This is a genomic window from Veillonella parvula, assembly GCF_048309325.1.
Taxonomy (GTDB): Bacteria; Bacillota; Negativicutes; order Veillonellales; family Veillonellaceae; genus Veillonella; species Veillonella parvula_T.
In genome coordinates this window covers 677,251-696,092 of record NZ_DBFBTX010000005.1, presented here as the reverse complement: position 1 = coordinate 696,092, position 18,842 = coordinate 677,251, and the positions used below count along the sequence as shown (strand labels likewise).

Genomic DNA, 18,842 nt, shown 5'->3' with positions numbered 1-18,842 from the left:
ATACAAAATTATTGACATAATTATACTAAATCTATATACTATTATAAAGTAGTAGTAAGTTAAAATAATGAGGTTGATAATATGTTAAATAGCAAAGTAAAAAAAATAATTCTTGGCGGTTGTATGTTAGTGATGGCGGCTTCTTTAGTTGGTGGATGTGGTTCCTCTAATCAACCTACATCTAATAAACTTGTCGTTGGCACTAATGCTACATTTGTTCCATTTGAGTTTAAAGATGAAAAAACTCAAGATTATACAGGTTTTGATATTGAATTGATTCGTGCGATCGGTAAGCGTATTAATAAAGATGTGGAGCTAAAAAATGTAGCTTTTGATGCTTTGATTCCAGCTTTGAACACACATGATATTGATGTTGCTGCATCTGGTATGACTATTACAAAAGCGAGAAGTGAAAAAGTATTATTTTCTTCTCCTTATTATGAAAATGCCTTAGCAGTAGTATATAAAGATGGAACGGCTGTGAATTCTCTTGATGACTTAAAGGGTAAAAAAATTGCAGCCCAATTAGGTACTACTGGTGCAGATTTAGCTCATAAAATTGAAGGTACTACTGTAAAAGAATTTGACCATAGTAATGAAGCTTTGTTAGAATTACAAAATAGTGGAGTAGATGCAACTGTAATCGATTTACCTGTAGCTCAATATTACAGTACTAAGCATCCTGACCAACATATTAAATTTATGGCATATCCAAATACTAAAGAATATTTGGGCTTAGCAATTAATAAGGATAACAAAGCATTGCAAGAAGAAATCAATAAAGCAATTGCTGATATGAAGGCTGATGGTGAATTTAATACATTATATAAAAAATGGTTTAATGTAGATGCACCTGCTGATATGCCAGTAGTTTTAGAATTTAAATAATAGGAGAGATTATGAGTTTTAATTGGGGGTTAATTGCGGATAATTTACCGCTCTTGCTACAAGGTGCTCTAGTGACTGTAGAAATTACAGCCATGTCTGTAGGTTGTGGCTTTTTTATCGGTCTTTTAGTATCTTTAGCAAATTTATCTAAATTTAGATTAGTTAGATTGCTTGCAAAATGTTATGTAGATATCATTCGTGGTACACCATTACTGGTGCAAATTTTCCTAATCTATTTTGCTTTGCCTATGATTACAGGTCAACGGATTGATCCATATATTGCGGCTGTTACCGCATGTAGTATTAACTCTGGTGCTTATGTATCTGAAATTTTCCGTGCTGGTATTCAATCTATTGATAAAGGTCAAATGGAGGCCGGTCGTTCTCTTGGTTTAACTTGGGGACAAACCATGCGTTACATCATTATGCCTCAAGCTTTTAAAGCAATTATTCCTCCGTTAGGGAACGAATTTATTGCCATGTTGAAAGATTCCTCTTTAGTTTCTGTTATCGGTTTCGAGGAGTTGACACGTCGTGGTCAATTAATCATTGCTAAAACCTATGCATCCTTTGAAATCTGGGGTACGGTTGCTGTGATTTACCTTATTATGACAGTGACTATCTCACAATTAGTTGGATATCTTGAAAGGAAATATAGCATTAAATGATTAAATTAGAAAATGTACATAAATCTTTTGGTAAAAATGAAGTACTAAAAGGTATTAATTTACATATTGAACAAGGTCAAGTAGTTGTAATCATCGGTCCTTCTGGTTCTGGTAAAAGTACGGTACTGCGCACTATGAACTACTTGGAGGAACCTACATCTGGTAAGGTTATCGTAGATGGTATGGATCTTTCTGATAAGAAAAAGTTAAATGACGTTCGTGCTGAAGTAGGAATGGTATTCCAAAACTTTAATTTGTTCCCGCATATGACGGTTATGGAAAACCTTACCTTAGCTCAAACTAAGGTTCGTAAAACATCTATGGAAGAGGCTAAGAAGATAGGTCAAGCTTTACTTGATCGAGTAGGCTTGGCGGATAAAGCCAATGCATACCCTGATTCTTTGTCAGGCGGTCAAAAGCAGCGTGTTGCTATTGCTCGCGCTTTAGCTATGAAACCAAAAGTAATGCTTTTTGATGAACCTACTTCAGCTCTTGATCCTGAAATGGTTAGTGAAGTGCTAGATGTTATGAAGTCTTTAGCTGAGGAAGGTATGACGATGGTCATCGTTACTCATGAAATGGGCTTTGCGAAAAAGGTAGCGGATAGAGTGTTATTTGTTGATGGTGGCTTGATTTTAGAAGATAATACACCTGAACGCGTATTTGATGCACCTACCAATGAAAGAACAAAATCATTCTTAGATAAAATTTTGTTAGATTAAATAATATAATTATAGGAAGCAAATTCTAGAATTAGAAATTGCTTCCTGTTTTTTTACATTAAATTTAACCTATCTATTTATATTAATTTTTATTATATATGTATAGCTTAATATCTATTAATATATTTGATAACTTTTAGACTGAATTTATTAATTATAAAGAGTTTGTATAAAGCTTTACAGGGTAGATTAATCTGAAAAACACGATTATTGCTATAAATATTTGTGATATAATAATAATTTATACAGTCATTTTTAAAAATAATAATTTTTAATTCACATATTTTTATGATTATAAAAATATATAATTAATTTATAGGGCGTATATAATTATTTATAACATGTATAGATATAGGGATTGTTGAGATTTATAGCAAATGATATTCTTATTTCTAGTGTTTGTATATTCATTAAAAATGTAAATATTGTTGTTTGATATTTTATACATGCTGTGTTATGATACACATATAGAGCAAGACAGCAAGACAATATATATATTTTTAGGAGGATGTTACCATGTTAGGTAAAGTAAAATGGTTCAGCGCAGAAAAAGGTTATGGTTTTATTGAACGTGAAGACGGTAGCGATGTATTTGTACACTACTCTGCAATCCAAGACGAAGGTTTCAAATCTTTGACTGAAGGTCAAAATGTAGAATTTGAGATTGTTGATGGAAACCGTGGACCTCAAGCCGCTAACGTTGTTAAAGCGTAACTACATACCAAAAAAATTATAAAAACAATATATAATTGGACCCCGATAGTATATACTATCGGGGTTTTTGGATTTTCTATATACATTTTATACATAATTCTACAAAAAATATAAAATTTTTACATAAAAAAGAAGGAGTTTTACAGTTGGATGTAGAAATACTAAATATAACACGAGAGATAAGGTTATATAATACCACACACTCGCATCTCGTGGATGATTTTTAGAAAGGGTGTTGACTTATGAAAGTAGCAATTAGAGGAAAAAACATTGAAGTGACAGATGCCTTAAGAGCATATATCGAAAAAAGATTGAGTAAATTGACTCGTTACTTCGATGATGAGTTAAATGCACAAGCGGTTTTATCCGTTGTAAAAGATAAATCTACAATTGAACTTACATGCTTTGTTGATAAAATCGTTCTTCGTGGTGTGGAAACCAACGATGATATGTACGCAGCTATTGATTTAGTAGTGGATAAAATTGTTCGCCAAATCCATAAGTATAAAACTCGTTTGGCTAAACGTTTCAAAAAACAAGAAGCTTTCCATCCTGAAGCTTTGGCAACTCCTGTGGAAGAAGAAACTATTGAAGTTGTAAAACGCAAACATTTTGTTGTGCGTCCTATGGATGTTGAGGAAGCGATTTTACAAATGAATCTTATTGGTCATGATTTCTTTATGTTCTTCAATGCTGAAACTGAATCGATGAACGTTGTATATCGTAGACATGATGGTTTCTATGGTTTGATCGAGCCAGAACTTCAATAATATATAATGTCGGCTGAACTTAATCCTAACTCCTTTCTACTTTAAATCAGCCGATTATTATATTAAGGTGGATGACTTAAAATAGTCATCCACCTTTTTTGCCAAAATAATATTATAAATAATCTTGAAATGCCTTGAATTCTTTGACTATTCAAGGCTTTTTCGTTATAATAAGTTAGATAAAATAATGTAAGATGTCCCGTAGAGGAGTGATTTGTTTGTTAAGCTTTTTACAAAGGCTATTAGGCAATAATAACGCAAAAGAAATTAAAAAAATGCGTGCTATTGCAGATCATATTAATGAAATTGAACCTAATTATATTAAATTAAGTGATGCTAACTTAGTGGCAAAAACTGATGAGTTTAAACGTCGTTTGCAAAAAGGGGAAACGTTAGACGACCTATTGCCAGAAGCATTCGCTGTAGTTCGTGAAGCATCTAAACGCGTTTTAGGCATGCGTCATTTCGATGTACAGTTAATGGGGGGCATTTGCCTTCATAATGGTAATATCGCGGAGATGCGTACTGGTGAAGGTAAAACATTAGTAGCTACATTGCCCGTATATTTGAATGCATTGACCGGTAAGGGTGTACACGTTGTAACAGTAAATGATTATTTGGCGACTCGTGATAGCGAGCAAATGGGACGTTTATATAATTTCTTAGGACTTTCCACGGGTCTTATTGTGGCTAATCTTGACTTTAATCAACGTAAAGAAGCCTATGCGTGTGATATTACATATGGTACAAATAATGAGTTTGGTTTTGACTATTTACGCGATAACATGGTAACCGATGTTGTTCAAATGGTACAACGACCATTGAATTATGCCATTGTGGATGAAGTAGACTCCATTCTTATTGATGAAGCAAGAACACCATTAATTATCTCAGGCCCTGGTCAACGTTCCACTGATAATTATTATAAATTGGCTAAAATTGTTCCTCACCTTATAAAAGATGAAGACTATGTTATCGATGAAAAACAAAAAACTATTGCCCCTACAGATTCTGGTATCGCAAAGGTTGAAAAAATGCTTGGTGTTGAAAACCTATATGATGCAGAAAATATCGAGTTGAATCATTTGCTTGGTGCTTCTTTGCGTGCCTATGCTATGATGCATCGTGATACAGACTATGTGGTTAAAGATGGTGAAGTTGTTATCGTCGATGAATTTACGGGCCGTTTGATGTTTGGACGCCGTTACTCTGATGGTTTGCATCAGGCTATTGAGGCTAAAGAAGGTTTGAAAGTTGAACGCGAAAGCCAAACCTTAGCATCTGTTACATTCCAGAACTATTTCCGTATGTATGATAAATTATCAGGCATGACAGGTACTGCTAAAACAGAGGAAAAAGAATTTATCGATATTTATGGATTAGAGGTTATACCAATTCCACCAAATAAGCCTTTAATCCGGATGGATTTGCCTGATCAAATTTTTAAAACTAAAGCTGCTAAATATCGTGCTGTAGTACGAAATGCAGTAGAACGCCACCAAATAGGGCAACCTATTCTGATTGGTACTACATCTATTACACAGTCTGAAGAACTTTCAGACATGTTGTTGCGTGCAGGTGTACCTCATAAAGTATTGAATGCTAAACATCATGAACAAGAAGCAGAAATCGTTGCAGCTGCTGGACAAATGGGAATGGTAACAATCGCTACTAATATGGCTGGTCGCGGTACAGATATTACTCTTGGAGAAGGTGTGCCAGAACTAGGTGGTTTAGCAATTTTGGGGACAGAACGCCATGAAAGCCGACGTATCGATAATCAATTACGTGGCCGTGCTGGTCGTCAAGGGGATCCTGGTTCTTCTCAATTCTTCTTATCATTAGAAGATGACTTAATGCGTATCTTTGGTGCTGACAATATTACAGGTATCATGGATAAACTTGGTATGGAAGAGGATGAACCTATCGAGCATTCTTTGATTACTAAATCTATTGAACGTGCTCAAAAGAAAGTAGAGGATCATAACTATAACATTCGTAAATATGTACTCGAGTATGATGATGTTATGAATCAACAACGTGAAGTATTATACGAACAACGACGTCGTATTTTACGTAACGAATCCTTGCGTGAAACAATTAATGAAATGATTGACAAGCTTGTTACCGAATCTGTAGATGCTTATGCTGATGAAAAGCTCTATCCAGAAGAATGGGATTATGAAGGTCTCTATAAACATTTAAGTCAATATTTCTTAACAGAGGAGATTATGTCTTCTCAAGATATGGAAGAATATAGTCGTCAAGACTTATTAGAACGCTTATTAGAAATTGCTCATGAAGAGTATCAAGATCGCGTTGATATGCTTGGAGAGGCTATGTTTAGTCAACTTGAAAAGGCGATTATGTTGCGCGTTGTTGATAATAAATGGATGGAACATTTGGATAATATGGATATGCTACGAGAAGGTATTGGCCTCCGTGCATATGGTCAAAAGAATCCGTTGGTAGAATATAAGTTTGAAGCTTTCGATATGTTCCAAAACATGATTGCAGCTATTCAAGATGAGACAATCATGGCATTATATAAAATTCGTGCACAATTGATTCAAGAAATCGAAGAACCAGTTGATCACTTAGAAGGTGCACAATCCCATCATGAAGATGTGTTGGAGCCACAAAACATAGATTAAGATTTGTGAATGGCACGTTGCTCAAAGGGATTTCCACTGGGCAACGGCCATTTTTCTATTTTGTTAAGGTAATAGTTTATTGATGTAATAGGCTAATTAACTAAAGGTGGTGAACATAAATTGTTAGAAGATTTAAAACCGATTATTTCTAATCTAGAAGAACGTATTTATGGGATGAGGGATTCACTTTAACATCGCTCAGAAGGAAGACCGAATATTTACACTTGATGTACAGATGAGTGATCCTACATTTTGGGATAATCCAGATAAAGCTCGTGAGATTTCTCAAGAGGCCACACAACTAAAAAATGCTGTAGAAAGCTATAAGCAACTTGTTAGTGATATTGAAGATGCTAATATGATGCTTGAAATGGCTATAGATGAAGATGACCTCTCCATGGAGAGTGAAATCAAGGAATATGTTAAGCAAATAGAAGAAACCTTGGAAAAGCAAGAAGTACTTTTATTGTTAAGTGGTGAATATGATGCAAATAATGCTATTTTAACATTTCATGCTGGTGCTGGTGGGACGGAGGCACAAGATTGGTGTTCTATGTTAATTCGCATGTACTTGCGCTGGGCTGAAAAATCTGGCTTCTCCATCGAGTTAATGGATGAACAACCTGGTGATGAAGCAGGGATAAAATCTGCTACATTCCTTGTTAAAGGTGAAAATGCCTTTGGTTACTTGAAGTCTGAGAAAGGTGTGCATCGTCTCGTTCGTATTTCACCATTTGATGCCGCGGCTCGACGTCATACATCATTTGCTGCTGTCGATGTAATGCCTGAAATCGATGATACTGTAGAAATTAATATCGATATGAAAGACGTTCAAGTTGATACATATCGTGCTAGTGGCGCTGGTGGTCAGCATATTAATAAAACCGATTCTGCTGTTCGTATGACCCATAAGCCAACAGGTATTGTAGTACAATGCCAAACACAACGTTCTCAAATGCAGAATAGAGAACAAGCTTTACGTTTGTTACGGGCGAAACTATTTGAGTTAGAGCTCGAAAAGCAAGCTGAACTTAAAGAACAGATTGGAGGTACCTACCAAGCAATTGAGTGGGGGAGTCAAATTCGTTCCTATGTATTCCATCCATATAATCTTGTTAAGGATCATCGTACTAGTGTAGAAACTGGTAATGTTCAAGCTGTTATGGATGGCAACTTAGACCCATTTATCGAAGGTTTCTTAAAAAAAGAGGCTAACTTAACAATTTAGGAGATACTATGAAAAAGTTTTTACTATTCCTATTAGTGCTAATTATTGCTCTTGTAGTGGCATCCCAATTTTTATTACCATCTTTTATTGGCTCTCGTATTGAAAGTCAATTAAATGAAACATTGAAACCAACGGCTCAAACAGTAAATGTTGAGGCTCAACCTGCTTTCAAAATTTTATATGGTGAGGTGGATCGTGTTTATGGCACTTTGGAGAATATTAAACTGGGTAAATTGAATTTTGCTAGCTTCCGATTTGATGCTAAACAAATTTTTGTTAATCCAATTTCTTTATTAGCTAGTCAACAAATTGATATCGTTAGTGTTGGGAATGCTAGTATTGATGGGACTATTAATAAAGCTGATTTAGGGACTTTCTTAAGTAATGAAGCAGGTAGTGATATTCAAGACGTACAAGTTGACATTAGTAAAGATAATATCAGCCTAACCGGTAAAATGAATGTAGGCATGGTGTTTAAAGGGGATGTTAAATTAGATGGGAATTTAGAGTTAAAGGGCAATACATTATTGTTTTCACCTAAAAAGTTCACCATAAATGGTGCTACAATTCCTGGTATGACATCTAATGTGTTAGAAAGTACTCAAATTTATGACTTTAACAATTTTCCAATTCCTGTAAAAGCGGAAAGTTTAACTGTTGATAATGGTGAAATTCTCATTAAAGTTAAACCTGTACTCAACTAGAAAGGATTTGTCGTGAATCATCGGAACGCACAAAAAAGTAAGTACTCATGGATTCTTATACTTTGTATTATTATAGGTCTTTTATCTTCCTTATACTTAGTATTTGAACGCCATCAGATTGAGAAATCTCAAAATCATATTGAAAATATTGTAGACTATGATGCAGTTTTACGAGCCAGCGCCTTTGAAAAGCGTAGTCAACAAGAAGCTTTTGATGCATTACATAATGCTGGTGTGACTGCTTTTGCTATTTATGATCGCACGTTAGAAAAAGCAAAAGATGCGGGCCAAGTTAAAGTATTAAGCTCTGAAGAGATGGACTCTGTTCGTGTTAATGGCGCTGCGATTAAACCTGGGGCGACTTATGTGGCATTAATTTCAGGTAAAGAAGGTTATTATAAAGAAATTCGAGAGGATTTATACCACCGTATTGGCAAGGACAAGGTGAAAGAGCTTAATACAAGTATTGGTCCTGTTCTTGAATTGTATGGTGCAACAGCAGATAGCTATGCAAAGATGAATCTTGGTATTTCAAAGTTGCAAGCACAAGAGGTTGTAGATCGTGGTTTCAATGTTATCGTTCGTCCAACAAACTATAGAAACGTAACATCTGAAGATATTCAATATGTATTTAAACGACTTGAAGGCATTCCTCATGTAACAGGGATGATTTTTGCTGGTAAAGAAGCTCTAGGTGCACCTAATTTAACGGATGAAACATTAGCATTACTAAATAAAAACCATATTCCACTAGTTGGTATCGAAGCTGTAAATCAGTTGCAGTATGAGCCACAACAAGGTTTCTTGGAAATGGCGGCCAAAAATAATTATAGTGTAGGTCGTGTGTATACTATCGCTAAAGAGGAGTTAAAGAAAATTACCCCTGAAGAAGCGGCACAACGCTTTTACATTAGTGATATAGAGCGAAATATTCGTTTTAACTTGTTTCCGATGTATGAAACAGGTATAAATAATGAAACTGTATTACAGACTACAATCAACTATATTAACATAGCTACAGAGAAATTGGCTGTAAAAGGTTATGAATTTGGTCCAGCGGATATTTATCCTGCTTATACACCAAATCCATTATTAGTAGTTATTACAATGATCGGGGCTATAGCACTTTTTGTATATGTTCTACAAATGATGTTACCAATGTCTAAGCATACGCAACTTGTGGCCTTTTTTGGAATTTCTTTGGCATCCATTGTTGTATTTATTCTTACAAGTGGTACCTTAATTACTCAAATATGGGCTCTATCTAGTGCTATTATGGCTCCTGTAGGTGCTATGATACGCTTGATGGAAGAGTGGCGCCGTTATGATGGTGCACGTCCATTAGGTGCCATTAAGTCTACGATTCTTGCCTTATTATATCTTGTAATTGCTGCATTATTTGCTGCTATTGGCGGAATGTATATCGCATCTTTATTGGGCAATACGAAATTCTTTATGGAGTTTGCTCTCTTTAGAGGTGTTAAGTTGACCTTTGTTCTGCCAATTATTTTAGTTATTATTGCGTACCTTCAACGATTCCCATTGTGGAACGGCCGCATGATTAATTCCAAAGAAGAAGCGAAAACATTTGTTGTAGAATTCTTAACTATGGATGTTAAGTTCTATGTATTCTTTGTGATGGCGGCACTTGGTGGTGTTGCATGGGTATTTGTTGGACGCAGTGGTCACACCGCAGGTGTTCCAGTACCAACCTTTGAACTTATACTTCGACGTTTCCTTGAAAATACGATGTATGCAAGACCTCGTGAAAAAGAGTTTATTATTGGTCATCCTGCTTTAATGCTTGCTACCTTTGCCTTCTTGCGTAAATGGCCTACAATAATTCATTTTGTATTAACTCTAGCTGGGGTTATTGGGATTGCTTCTATGGTAGAAACATTCTGTCATCTTAGAACGCCAGTTCTCATGTCTATCATGCGTGGTTATGATGGTTTGTTGATTGGTGCTCTCTTGGGATTGCTTCTTATTATCGCAGTACGTTTTATGATGTACGTAACACAATGGTTCCAAGCTAGGGAGGTTGACCATGAGTAATATTGTTATCTCTGGTTACTATGGCTTTGGTAATGCTGGTGATGAGGCTATGCTCTGTGCCATTATCGATGCTATTCGCAAAGAAGAGGCAGATGCACATATTACTGTCATTTCTGGTAATCCTAAAGAAACTAGCAAAAAGCATAATATCAATGCTGTAGGGACATTCTCTGCACTAGGTATTTTAAAAGCCATTGCTAATTCAGATCTTGTTATCAGTGGTGGTGGTAGTTTATTACAAGATGCTACTAGTATTCGTAATACTTATTACTATTTAAGTATTATGGCCTTAGCTAAGTTGCTTGGGAAAAAAGTAATGCTATACTCCCAAGGTATTGGTCCTTTAAATCGTTCATCAACACGTCGTGCCGTTGGATTTGTATTGCGTTTTGTAGATACTATTACAGTTAGAGATTCTATTTCAAAGGATGAACTAGTTTCTTTGGGAATTGAAGATGTAGAAGTTACTGCAGATGCGGTATTGGCCATGCAACCAGCAGATCTTTCAATTGGCTCTCATATTCTGAAAGGATATATTTCTAAAATATCTGAAGCAGATGAACAACGTAAACGAATTGGTGTAGCGGTTCGTAGTTGGAAAGAGGATACTGAGTATAGAGAATCCTTAGCTAATGTATTGAGCAGATTACAAGAACAAGATAATGTGGAAATTATCTTTATTCCTATGTCACATCCTGAGGATACAAAAGAGGCTAAGATCATTGCCAGCTATATGCCGAATGGCGCTATTGTGCTAGAAGGTCCGTTCTCTACAGAGCAACAAGTGTCATTATCTGGAAATGTGGACCTCATGATTGGTATACGTCTTCACGCTTTAGTTTTTAGTTCTTTAATGGGAAAACCAGTTATTGGTATTTCCTATGATCCTAAAATTACAAGCTTTTTACATATGATTGGTCAAGAGCCTATTGGCACAATGACTCATTTGCGTGAAGAAGCCTTATATCAATGGTGTCATAAATTGTTGAATTCTCGTGAGGAGTATCAAGCATCTTATGACCGCATTGAATCATTGCGTGTAGATTCCCAACGCAATGCAGAAATTGCTATTTCATTACTTAAAGATTATTAATATATTGGATTTTATCCAGAAAGTGAGGTCTCTATGGCTACATTAACACAAGATGTTAAACAATTAGTTCAAGAGAAGGCAAAAGCTATTCGCGTTGGTATTGTACAGTCTGTAACGGCAGCGAAATCCGGTCACCCAGGTGGTTCATTATCTATCGCCGATGTGATGGCCTTGTTGTACTATGTTGAGATGAATGTAGATCCAGCAAATCCAAAAGCTCCTAATAGAGATCGTTTTGTCCTTTCTAAAGGTCATGCAGCGCCTGCACTATACGCTACATTGGCTGAAAAAGGTTATTTCCCTAAAGAAGAACTCTTGAACTTACGTAAAATTAATCATATGTTACAAGGCCATCCTGATATGAAACACACACCAGGTGTAGATATGTCTACAGGTTCTTTAGGACAAGGCATTTCTGCGGCTTGTGGTATGGCATTGGCAGGCAAAATTGATAATGCAGATTACCGTGTATACTCTATTCTTGGTGATGGTGAGCTTGAAGAAGGTCAAGTGTGGGAAGCTGCAATGTTTGCTGGCTTTTATAAACTGAATAATTTGACAGCTTTTGTCGATTTTAACGGTCTTCAAATTGATGGTGATATTACTAAAGTTCTTTCTCCATTACCAATTCCAGAAAAGTTCAAAGCTTTCAATTGGAATGTTATTGAAGTTAATGGTCATGACCTTGATGAGCTTCATAATGCTATTGAAACTGCGAAAGCTTTCACAGAAGGCCCAACATGTATTATCATGCATACTGTAAAGGGTAAAGGCGTTGAAGAGATGGAAGGTCAAGCAGGCTGGCATGGTAAAGCACCAAGTGAAGAGCAAGGTGTAGCCTTTGTTAATGAAATTATGGGGGTGCAATAATGGGTAAAGCAACACGTGAAGCATATGGTAATGCGCTAGCTCGCATTGGTAAAGAGAATACTAATATTATCGTACTAGATGCGGATTTATCCAAATCTACTAAAACAGATACATTTAAAGCTGTGTGCCCGGAACGTTTCTTTAACGTAGGTATTGCAGAGCAAAACTTGATTTCTGTTGGTGCTGGACTTGCAGCGGCAGGTAAGATTCCATTTGTATCATCTTTCTCCATGTTTGCTACAGGACGTGCATTTGAACAAATTCGCAATGCTGTATGCTATCCTAAATTAAACGTGAAAGTATGTGCTACACATGCGGGCATTACTGTTGGTGAGGATGGTGCAACGCACCAAAGTTTAGAGGATATTTCCTGTATGCGTACATTGCCAAATATGACTGTAGTGGTGCCTGCTGATGAGCGTGAAACAGAGGCTGTTATCGAATGGGCTGCATCTTATAACGGCCCAGTATACGTTCGTTTGGGGCGTGCTGGTGTAGATGATGTAACAACAGAAGGCTACTCATTTGTGCCAGGTAAATCTACTATTTTGGTAGATGGTTCTGATGTTACAATTATTGCTTGTGGTGCATTAGTTGGACCTGCTGTAGAGGCATCTAAAACTTTATCTGAATCTAATATATCTGCACGTGTTATTAATATGGCATCTATTAAACCTATTGATGCTGAAGCAATTATAAAAGCCGCTGCGGAAACTGGTGCTATCGTTACAGCTGAAGAACATAATATTATTGGTGGCCTCGGTTCTGCTGTATCTGAAGTAGTAGTATCTAATAAGCCTGTACCTATGGAATTCGTTGGTGTCCAAGATACATTTGGGGAGAGTGGAACACCAAAAGAACTAATGGCAAAGTATGGCTTAACTGCCAATGATATTGTAGAAGCCGTAAAACGTGTAATCGCTCGTAAATAATCAAAGGGGATCCCATGATTGAATTTAAGAATGTTAGTAAAGTCTATGATAATGGTTCTGTTGCATTAGACGATGTGTGTTTAACCATTAACGATGGTGAATTTGTTCTCGTTTGTGGTCACAGTGGTGCAGGGAAATCAACATTATTTAAGTTATTAACACATGAGGTAGTGCCAGATGCTGGTACTGTCATTGTTGATGACTTTGATGTTACGCGTATGAAGCGCAGTAAAATTCCTAAATTGCGGAGAAAGCTTGGCGTTGTATTCCAAGACTTCCGATTATTGCCTAATAAAACGGTAGCAGAGAATATTGCTTTTGCTCTTGAAGTTATTGAAGAAAAACCAAAAATTATTAAAGAAAAGGTGAGTCATGTATTAGACCTTGTTGGTTTATCTGAGAAGGCTAATGATTTACCAGAGGATCTTTCTGGCGGGGAACAACAACGTGTTGCTATTGCGCGTGCAATTGTTAATCGCCCAACAGTATTAATTGCTGATGAACCTACTGGTAACCTTGATCCTGATACTAGTAAGGATATTGTTGAATTGTTTAAGCATATTAACAATTTCGGCACTACCGTTATTATGGTTACCCATAATATGGATCTTGTTTCATACTTGAATAAACGCGTTATTCGTTTAAAAGACGGCCGTGTTCAAAGTGATAATATGAGAGGTGCAGAAATTAATGAAGCCTAGAACGATAAAATACTATTTTAAAGAAGCACTGAAGTCTATGAAACGTAATGGACTTATGACATTAGCGTCCATTTCTACAGTGGCTTTATCCTTATTTATGCTCGGTGTATTCCTTTGTGGTGTCATTAATTTGAATAACATGGCATCCAGTCTAGAAAATCAAGTACAGTTAAGTATTTACTTAAAGGATGGCTTAACAACTGATCAAATTATGGCAGTAGGAAAGCAAATTAAGGCTATACCTAACTTAAAGCATTTAGAATTTGTTAATAAAGAGCAAGCTATGAAGGAGTTCAAAGAACGCCTTGGTGATCAGCAACAATTGGTGAATGCTTTAGGTGATGTAAATCCGTTGCCTAACTCATATGTGTTAACCTTTGATAATCCTAGCGATGTAAAAGCAACTGCAAAATTAGCTACGACATTCCAAGGCGTAGAAAGTACACACTATGGTCAAGATATTGTAGAAGAGCTTTTCCGCATTACGCAAGTAATTCGTATTGGTGGGATTGTATTGATTGCTTTCCTAGCAGCTGCAACACTATTCATCATTTCAAATACAATTCGGTTGACTGTATTCGCACGTCGTAAAGAAATTGCAATCATGAAATATGTAGGGGCTACTAATGGATTTATTCGTTGGCCATTTTTGATTGAAGGCATGTTGTTAGGCTTAATTGGTGCTATCATTGCCGTTCTTTGCGTTGGTGAATTTTATCACTTCATCACAATGGAAGTTTCTGAATCATTAGCATTCTTCCCTTTAGTACCAATGTTCCCATTCTTCTATGATGTAGCCCTTTATATCTTAGGTGGCGGCATAGTAGTAGGTGCTATTGGTAGTACTATTTCTTTGAAACAATACATGAAGGTGTAATGTTTATGAATAATAGTATATTTAAATCTCGCTTCGTAGCGGCAATTTTGACTGGTATAGTGGTATTGGGAACACCATTATACATCGTTGCAGAGGACGAAGATTTAACAAATCAACTTGATTCAATTCAACAACAAGTTAATCAACAAAATGCTAAAAAGGCAGATGCTGAAACTGTAATAGTCAGTGTATCCGAACAGTTACGTCAAATCGAAGAACAATTACGTCAGGCTCAGCAACAATTGGATTCTATTCAACAACAACGTATAGCTGTTGAAAATGATATTACAGTGAATGAAAAATTACTTGCTGAAGCACAAAAGCGACTAGAAGGGCGAGAAGCCGTATTTTATAAGCGTGTACGTGATATTTATATTAATGGTCGTTTAAGTTACTTAGATGTAGTTATTGGATCTAAAGATTTTACAGACTTTGCTAATCGTTTAGAAATTTTAAAACGAATTATTGATTCTGATATTAAATTAATTGAGGAAATCAAAAAAGAGCGCGCTGAAATAGCGGCTCGAAAGCAAGCACTAGAACAGTCTCGCGCAAAACTAGTTGAGCTTGAAAAAGCAGCTGCGGCAAAACGAGCTGAAATAGAGCAAAAGAAGAAAGAACGTGAGGTAGTTCTTCAAAAGGCTCAAAATGATCGTGCTACAGCAATGCAAGCAGTAGAAGAATTAAATGCATCTTCTGCACAGATTACAGCGTTATTGAAAGCACGTCAAGCAGAGCGTGCCGCTGCTCGTGCTGCAGCAGCGGCTCAACAATCTTCACCAACTTACTCTTGGGTACAAGGGTCTGGTCAACTTGGGTGGCCTGTAAGTGGTGAAATTACCTCTCCATATGGCTATCGTACACATCCGATTTGGGGCACTACAATTTATCATTCTGGCATTGATATTGGTGTTGATGAAGGTACACCTGTTCATGCTGCAGATGGTGGTACTGTTGCTTGGTCGGGTTGGATGGGTGGCTATGGTTATGCCGTAGTTATCGATCATGGTAATGGCATGTCTACTCTTTATGGACATAATTCTGAACTTGCTGTCTCTGAAGGGCAAGATGTAGGTAAGGGTCAAGTTATTGCCTATGCTGGTAGCACAGGTAATAGTACAGGGCCACATGTACATTTTGAAGTTCGTATAAGTGGGGATCCTGTGGATCCTATGGGATATTTATAATATGAAATTTGATACACGTACAGTGTTATGGAGTCTATTGAAATATATAGGCTCTGGCATTGTTATTATGTGGCTTACATTTTGGTATCTTTCCGGTTCATTCTGGGGGCTACCAAGATTATTTATAGCCTATTATACTGCGAGTCAAGTTTTTATGACACCTATGGCTAAAACTACCCTTTATGATGGTATGCTAAAGGGGTTAATTGACTCTTTGGGAGAACCGCATAGTGTTTATTTAAATGCAGAAGAATATAAATCTATGAAAATGCAAACATCTGCAACATATGCTGGTGTTGGTATGGTCCTTGGTACTGATGATAAAGGTCTATATGCAGTTAGCGTAATGGAAGACCAACCAGCTTTTAAAGCTGGAATTAAACCTGGAGACCACATTATTGCTATCGATGGACAATCCACTACTGAAATTCCGGTAGAGGAAGCATCTTCTCGTATTCGTGGCGAAGCTGGTACTACTGTATCTCTAGATATTGAACGTAATGGTGAAAAGTTGCATTTTGATATCACTCGTGAATCCATAGTTTTGCCTACTGTTAAAAGTAAAATGCTTACTAGCACAGTTGGATATATTCGTATTAGTCAGTTTGCAGAAAATACCGCAGAAGATTTTGCCACTCAATATAAAGAGCTTCAATCTCAAGGTATGAAGGCTCTTGTCTTGGACCTACGAGATAATCCAGGCGGTTTATTATCTACTACTGAAAAGATATCTAACTATATTATGCCTCCAGGTACACTCGTAACAGTACAAAATCGATCAGGTAAAAAGGATACTTATAAGTCAGATGGACCTGATGTAGCTATGCCATTGGTTGTTTTAGTTAATAAGGGCTCTGCTAGTGCATCAGAAATCATAGCAGGGGCTGTTCAAGATCGTAAATTAGGCACTATCGTAGGTACTAATACATATGGTAAAGGTACCGTTCAAACTATTTTCCCTAGTTTAGATGATGAAGGAATTAAAGTAACTATTGCTAAGTACCACACGCCAAGTGATCGTGTTATTGATGGAACAGGTATTAAACCTGATGTAGAAATCGATTTACCAAAAGGTGTACATCCATCTAGTACATTAGATGATATTCAAATTAAAAAAGCATTAGAGCTATTACAGCAATAATGCATAGGAGTTAAATTATGTTTATAGATAGAGCGCGCGTCTTTGTTAAAGCTGGTGACGGTGGGGATGGTATGTCCAGCTTCCGTCGAGAAAAATACGTTCCAAATGGCGGCCCTAGTGGTGGTGATGGTGGTAAAGGTGCGGATGTTGTTTTTAAAGCTGACAAGAATATTAATACGCTTGTAGATTTTAGATATAAACGTCAGTTTAAGGCACCAGCTGGCGGTAATGGTGAAAGCTCTAATAAGCACGGTCGAGGTTCCAATCCTCTTATCATTCCAGTTCCATTGGGGACAGTAATTAAAGATGAGGAAACAGGAAAAATCTTTTGCGACCTTGTCAACGATGGCGATACCTTTGTTATTGCCAAAGGTGGTCGTGGCGGACGTGGCAATGCTCGATTCCAAACTAGTGCTAACCGTGCACCAACCTTTGCAGAAAAGGGTGAACCTGGTGAAGAATTCTGGTTACAATTAGAGCTTAAAGTATTAGCTGATGTAGGTTTATTAGGTTATCCATCTGTTGGTAAATCTAGTATTTTGCGAAAAGTATCTAAAGCTCAACCAGAGGTGGCAGCATATCACTTTACTACACTAACACCAGTACTCGGGGTAGTTACAATTTCTGGAGATCGTAGCTTTGTTTTGGCCGATATTCCAGGCCTTATTGAAGGGGCTAGTGAAGGTGTAGGTTTAGGTCACAATTTTCTACGTCATGTTGAACGTACAAATATTTTAATTCATGTTTTAGATGTATCTGGTATGGAAGGCCGAGACCCTAAGGTCGACTTTGATGCGATTAATGAAGAGTTACGTAAATACTCTGAAAAATTGGCTAATAAGAAACAAATTGTAGCTCTCAATAAGATCGATATGGTCTTTGATGACACGACGATTCCCGAAACAAAAAAATATTTTGAAGACAAAGGCTATGAGGTATTTCTCATTAACGCCTTAAGTGGTGAAGGTTTGTCAGAGCTTATGGAACGAGCTTATTACTATGTAGAAAACTACGAACCAGAGCCTGAAGCAAATGATGATACAGTTGTATACGAAGCAAAACAAGATGTAGAATTTGTCATTACTCGCGGTGATGATGCTGCTTTCTACATTACTGGTAAACGTATTGAACGATTAGTAGCTATGACAAATCTTGACGATGATCAATCTCTTCGTAGATTCCAACGCATTTGGCGCTTTATGGAGCTTGATGCAAAATTGAAGGAAAAAGGCTGTAAAGACGGTGATGAAGTTGTAATCGGCGATCAGCGCTTTACTTTCCAAGAGTAGGAGTAATAATGACAGGAAAACAAAAACGGTATTTACGTTCATTGGCGGCTACAATACCACCAGTTGTCCAAATTGGTAAAAATGGTTTAGAGGATAGTGTTATAGATAGTGCTCGTGCAGCGATTACAGCACGTGAACTTATTAAGGTTAAATTACATAATAATAGTCCTGAAGATAAGACAATTTTTCAAGACTTAGCAGATATGCTTGGCGCTGAATTAGTTCAAGTGATTGGCTTTAATGGTGTTTTATATAAAGCTAAAAAAGAACCTAAAATCATTTTGCCAAAATAATTTTATAATCTAGTAAATCATAAAAATTTGTATACATCGTAGTTAAGAATTTCAAC

18 protein-coding genes are annotated in these 18,842 nt (G+C 36.6%); all 18 read left to right on the top strand.

Annotated features, from left to right (window positions below; all coding sequences use genetic code 11):
- Nucleotides 1-81 precede the first annotated feature (81 nt).
- The 18 genes from ACMKPP_RS08120 to yhbY all read left to right on the top strand — a co-directional run bounded on the left by ACMKPP_RS08120 (nucleotide 82) and on the right by yhbY (nucleotide 18,786).
- Complete coding sequence (locus ACMKPP_RS08120; protein ID WP_120054737.1) at nucleotides 82-888, top strand: basic amino acid ABC transporter substrate-binding protein; 807 nt, start codon at nucleotides 82-84, stop codon at nucleotides 886-888.
- Nucleotides 889-899: 11 nt separating this feature from the next.
- Nucleotides 900-1,556: an amino acid ABC transporter permease gene (locus ACMKPP_RS08115; protein ID WP_004693053.1), complete on the top strand. Its 657-nt coding sequence runs from the start codon at nucleotides 900-902 to the stop codon at nucleotides 1,554-1,556.
- Complete coding sequence (locus ACMKPP_RS08110; RefSeq protein WP_012864269.1) at nucleotides 1,553-2,278, top strand: amino acid ABC transporter ATP-binding protein; 726 nt, start codon at nucleotides 1,553-1,555, stop codon at nucleotides 2,276-2,278. Before ACMKPP_RS08115 ends, ACMKPP_RS08110 begins: the two co-directional genes overlap by 4 nt.
- A 516-nt stretch (nucleotides 2,279-2,794) precedes the next feature.
- The gene (locus tag ACMKPP_RS08105) at nucleotides 2,795-2,992 is read left to right on the top strand and encodes a cold shock domain-containing protein (protein WP_004693056.1); all 198 of its coding nucleotides are present in this window, start codon (nucleotides 2,795-2,797) and stop codon (nucleotides 2,990-2,992) included.
- A 242-nt stretch (nucleotides 2,993-3,234) separates the two neighbouring features.
- Nucleotides 3,235-3,762, top strand: a complete 528-nt coding sequence (hpf, locus tag ACMKPP_RS08100) for a ribosome hibernation-promoting factor, HPF/YfiA family (protein ID WP_008600782.1) — start codon at nucleotides 3,235-3,237, stop codon at nucleotides 3,760-3,762.
- Nucleotides 3,763-3,980: 218 nt separating this feature from the next.
- Nucleotides 3,981-6,416 carry a preprotein translocase subunit SecA gene (secA, locus tag ACMKPP_RS08095; protein ID WP_004693148.1) on the top strand — a complete coding sequence of 812 codons (2,436 nt, stop codon included), beginning with the start codon at nucleotides 3,981-3,983 and terminating at the stop codon, nucleotides 6,414-6,416.
- Between the two features lie 120 nt (nucleotides 6,417-6,536).
- Nucleotides 6,537-7,644, top strand: a protein-coding gene (prfB, locus tag ACMKPP_RS08090) for a peptide chain release factor 2 (RefSeq protein WP_206669385.1) whose coding sequence is annotated in 2 segments (ribosomal slippage) — nucleotides 6,537-6,593 and nucleotides 6,595-7,644 — 1,107 coding nt in all. Because the reading frame shifts where the segments join, the coding sequence is not laid out codon by codon here.
- 8 nt (nucleotides 7,645-7,652) lie between these two features.
- Nucleotides 7,653-8,348, top strand: coding sequence for an LmeA family phospholipid-binding protein (locus tag ACMKPP_RS08085; protein WP_004697145.1), 696 nt, complete (start codon nucleotides 7,653-7,655; stop codon nucleotides 8,346-8,348).
- A 12-nt stretch (nucleotides 8,349-8,360) separates the two neighbouring features.
- A complete protein-coding gene (locus ACMKPP_RS08080; RefSeq protein WP_418369589.1) occupies nucleotides 8,361-10,403 on the top strand; it encodes a DUF5693 family protein in 2,043 nt (680 codons plus the stop codon).
- Nucleotides 10,396-11,496 carry a polysaccharide pyruvyl transferase CsaB gene (gene csaB / locus ACMKPP_RS08075; RefSeq protein ID WP_418369588.1) on the top strand — a complete coding sequence of 367 codons (1,101 nt, stop codon included), beginning with the start codon at nucleotides 10,396-10,398 and terminating at the stop codon, nucleotides 11,494-11,496. The genes ACMKPP_RS08080 and csaB overlap by 8 nt, the downstream gene beginning before the upstream one ends.
- 33 nt (nucleotides 11,497-11,529) lie before the next feature.
- Nucleotides 11,530-12,366 (top strand): transketolase, encoded by an 837-nt coding sequence (locus tag ACMKPP_RS08070; RefSeq protein WP_012864276.1) that lies wholly within the window; start codon nucleotides 11,530-11,532, stop codon nucleotides 12,364-12,366.
- A complete protein-coding gene (locus tag ACMKPP_RS08065) occupies nucleotides 12,366-13,298 on the top strand; it encodes a transketolase family protein (RefSeq protein WP_004697368.1) in 933 nt (310 codons plus the stop codon). The genes ACMKPP_RS08070 and ACMKPP_RS08065 overlap by 1 nt, the downstream gene beginning before the upstream one ends.
- 14 nt (nucleotides 13,299-13,312) lie before the next feature.
- On the top strand, nucleotides 13,313-13,999 hold the full coding sequence (gene ftsE / locus ACMKPP_RS08060) for a cell division ATP-binding protein FtsE (RefSeq protein WP_004693165.1): 687 nt from the start codon (nucleotides 13,313-13,315) through the stop codon (nucleotides 13,997-13,999).
- A complete protein-coding gene (gene ftsX, locus ACMKPP_RS08055) occupies nucleotides 13,989-14,876 on the top strand; it encodes a permease-like cell division protein FtsX (RefSeq protein ID WP_004693167.1) in 888 nt (295 codons plus the stop codon). Before ftsE ends, ftsX begins: the two co-directional genes overlap by 11 nt.
- A gap of 5 nt (nucleotides 14,877-14,881) precedes the next feature.
- Nucleotides 14,882-16,063: a murein hydrolase activator EnvC family protein gene (locus tag ACMKPP_RS08050; RefSeq protein ID WP_004693169.1), complete on the top strand. Its 1,182-nt coding sequence runs from the start codon at nucleotides 14,882-14,884 to the stop codon at nucleotides 16,061-16,063.
- Between the two features lies 1 nt (nucleotide 16,064).
- On the top strand, nucleotides 16,065-17,204 hold the full coding sequence (locus tag ACMKPP_RS08045; protein WP_008600791.1) for a S41 family peptidase: 1,140 nt from the start codon (nucleotides 16,065-16,067) through the stop codon (nucleotides 17,202-17,204).
- Nucleotides 17,205-17,221: 17 nt separating this feature from the next.
- Nucleotides 17,222-18,493, top strand: coding sequence for a GTPase ObgE (gene obgE, locus ACMKPP_RS08040; RefSeq protein WP_123137978.1), 1,272 nt, complete (start codon nucleotides 17,222-17,224; stop codon nucleotides 18,491-18,493).
- A gap of 8 nt (nucleotides 18,494-18,501) precedes the next feature.
- On the top strand, nucleotides 18,502-18,786 hold the full coding sequence (gene yhbY, locus ACMKPP_RS08035; protein ID WP_004693176.1) for a ribosome assembly RNA-binding protein YhbY: 285 nt from the start codon (nucleotides 18,502-18,504) through the stop codon (nucleotides 18,784-18,786).
- Nucleotides 18,787-18,842 lie beyond the last annotated feature (56 nt).

Excerpts from the sequence above, each read along its gene's own strand:
- ACMKPP_RS08120 (WP_120054737.1), top strand. The coding sequence starts at position 82 with ATGTTAAATAGCAAAGTAAAAAAAATAATTCTTGGCGGTTGTATGTTA.
- ftsX (WP_004693167.1), top strand. The coding sequence starts at position 13,989 with ATGAAGCCTAGAACGATAAAATACTATTTTAAAGAAGCACTGAAGTCT.
- ACMKPP_RS08050 (WP_004693169.1), top strand. The coding sequence starts at position 14,882 with ATGAATAATAGTATATTTAAATCTCGCTTCGTAGCGGCAATTTTGACT.
- ACMKPP_RS08085 (WP_004697145.1), top strand. The coding sequence starts at position 7,653 with ATGAAAAAGTTTTTACTATTCCTATTAGTGCTAATTATTGCTCTTGTA.
- hpf (WP_008600782.1), top strand. The coding sequence starts at position 3,235 with ATGAAAGTAGCAATTAGAGGAAAAAACATTGAAGTGACAGATGCCTTA.
- yhbY (WP_004693176.1), top strand. The coding sequence starts at position 18,502 with ATGACAGGAAAACAAAAACGGTATTTACGTTCATTGGCGGCTACAATA.
- ACMKPP_RS08065 (WP_004697368.1), top strand. The coding sequence starts at position 12,366 with ATGGGTAAAGCAACACGTGAAGCATATGGTAATGCGCTAGCTCGCATT.
- ftsE (WP_004693165.1), top strand. The coding sequence starts at position 13,313 with ATGATTGAATTTAAGAATGTTAGTAAAGTCTATGATAATGGTTCTGTT.
- obgE (WP_123137978.1), top strand. The coding sequence starts at position 17,222 with ATGTTTATAGATAGAGCGCGCGTCTTTGTTAAAGCTGGTGACGGTGGG.
- ACMKPP_RS08110 (WP_012864269.1), top strand. The coding sequence starts at position 1,553 with ATGATTAAATTAGAAAATGTACATAAATCTTTTGGTAAAAATGAAGTA.
- csaB (WP_418369588.1), top strand. The coding sequence starts at position 10,396 with ATGAGTAATATTGTTATCTCTGGTTACTATGGCTTTGGTAATGCTGGT.
- ACMKPP_RS08115 (WP_004693053.1), top strand. The coding sequence starts at position 900 with ATGAGTTTTAATTGGGGGTTAATTGCGGATAATTTACCGCTCTTGCTA.
- ACMKPP_RS08105 (WP_004693056.1), top strand. The coding sequence starts at position 2,795 with ATGTTAGGTAAAGTAAAATGGTTCAGCGCAGAAAAAGGTTATGGTTTT.
- ACMKPP_RS08070 (WP_012864276.1), top strand. The coding sequence starts at position 11,530 with ATGGCTACATTAACACAAGATGTTAAACAATTAGTTCAAGAGAAGGCA.
- ACMKPP_RS08045 (WP_008600791.1), top strand. The coding sequence starts at position 16,065 with ATGAAATTTGATACACGTACAGTGTTATGGAGTCTATTGAAATATATA.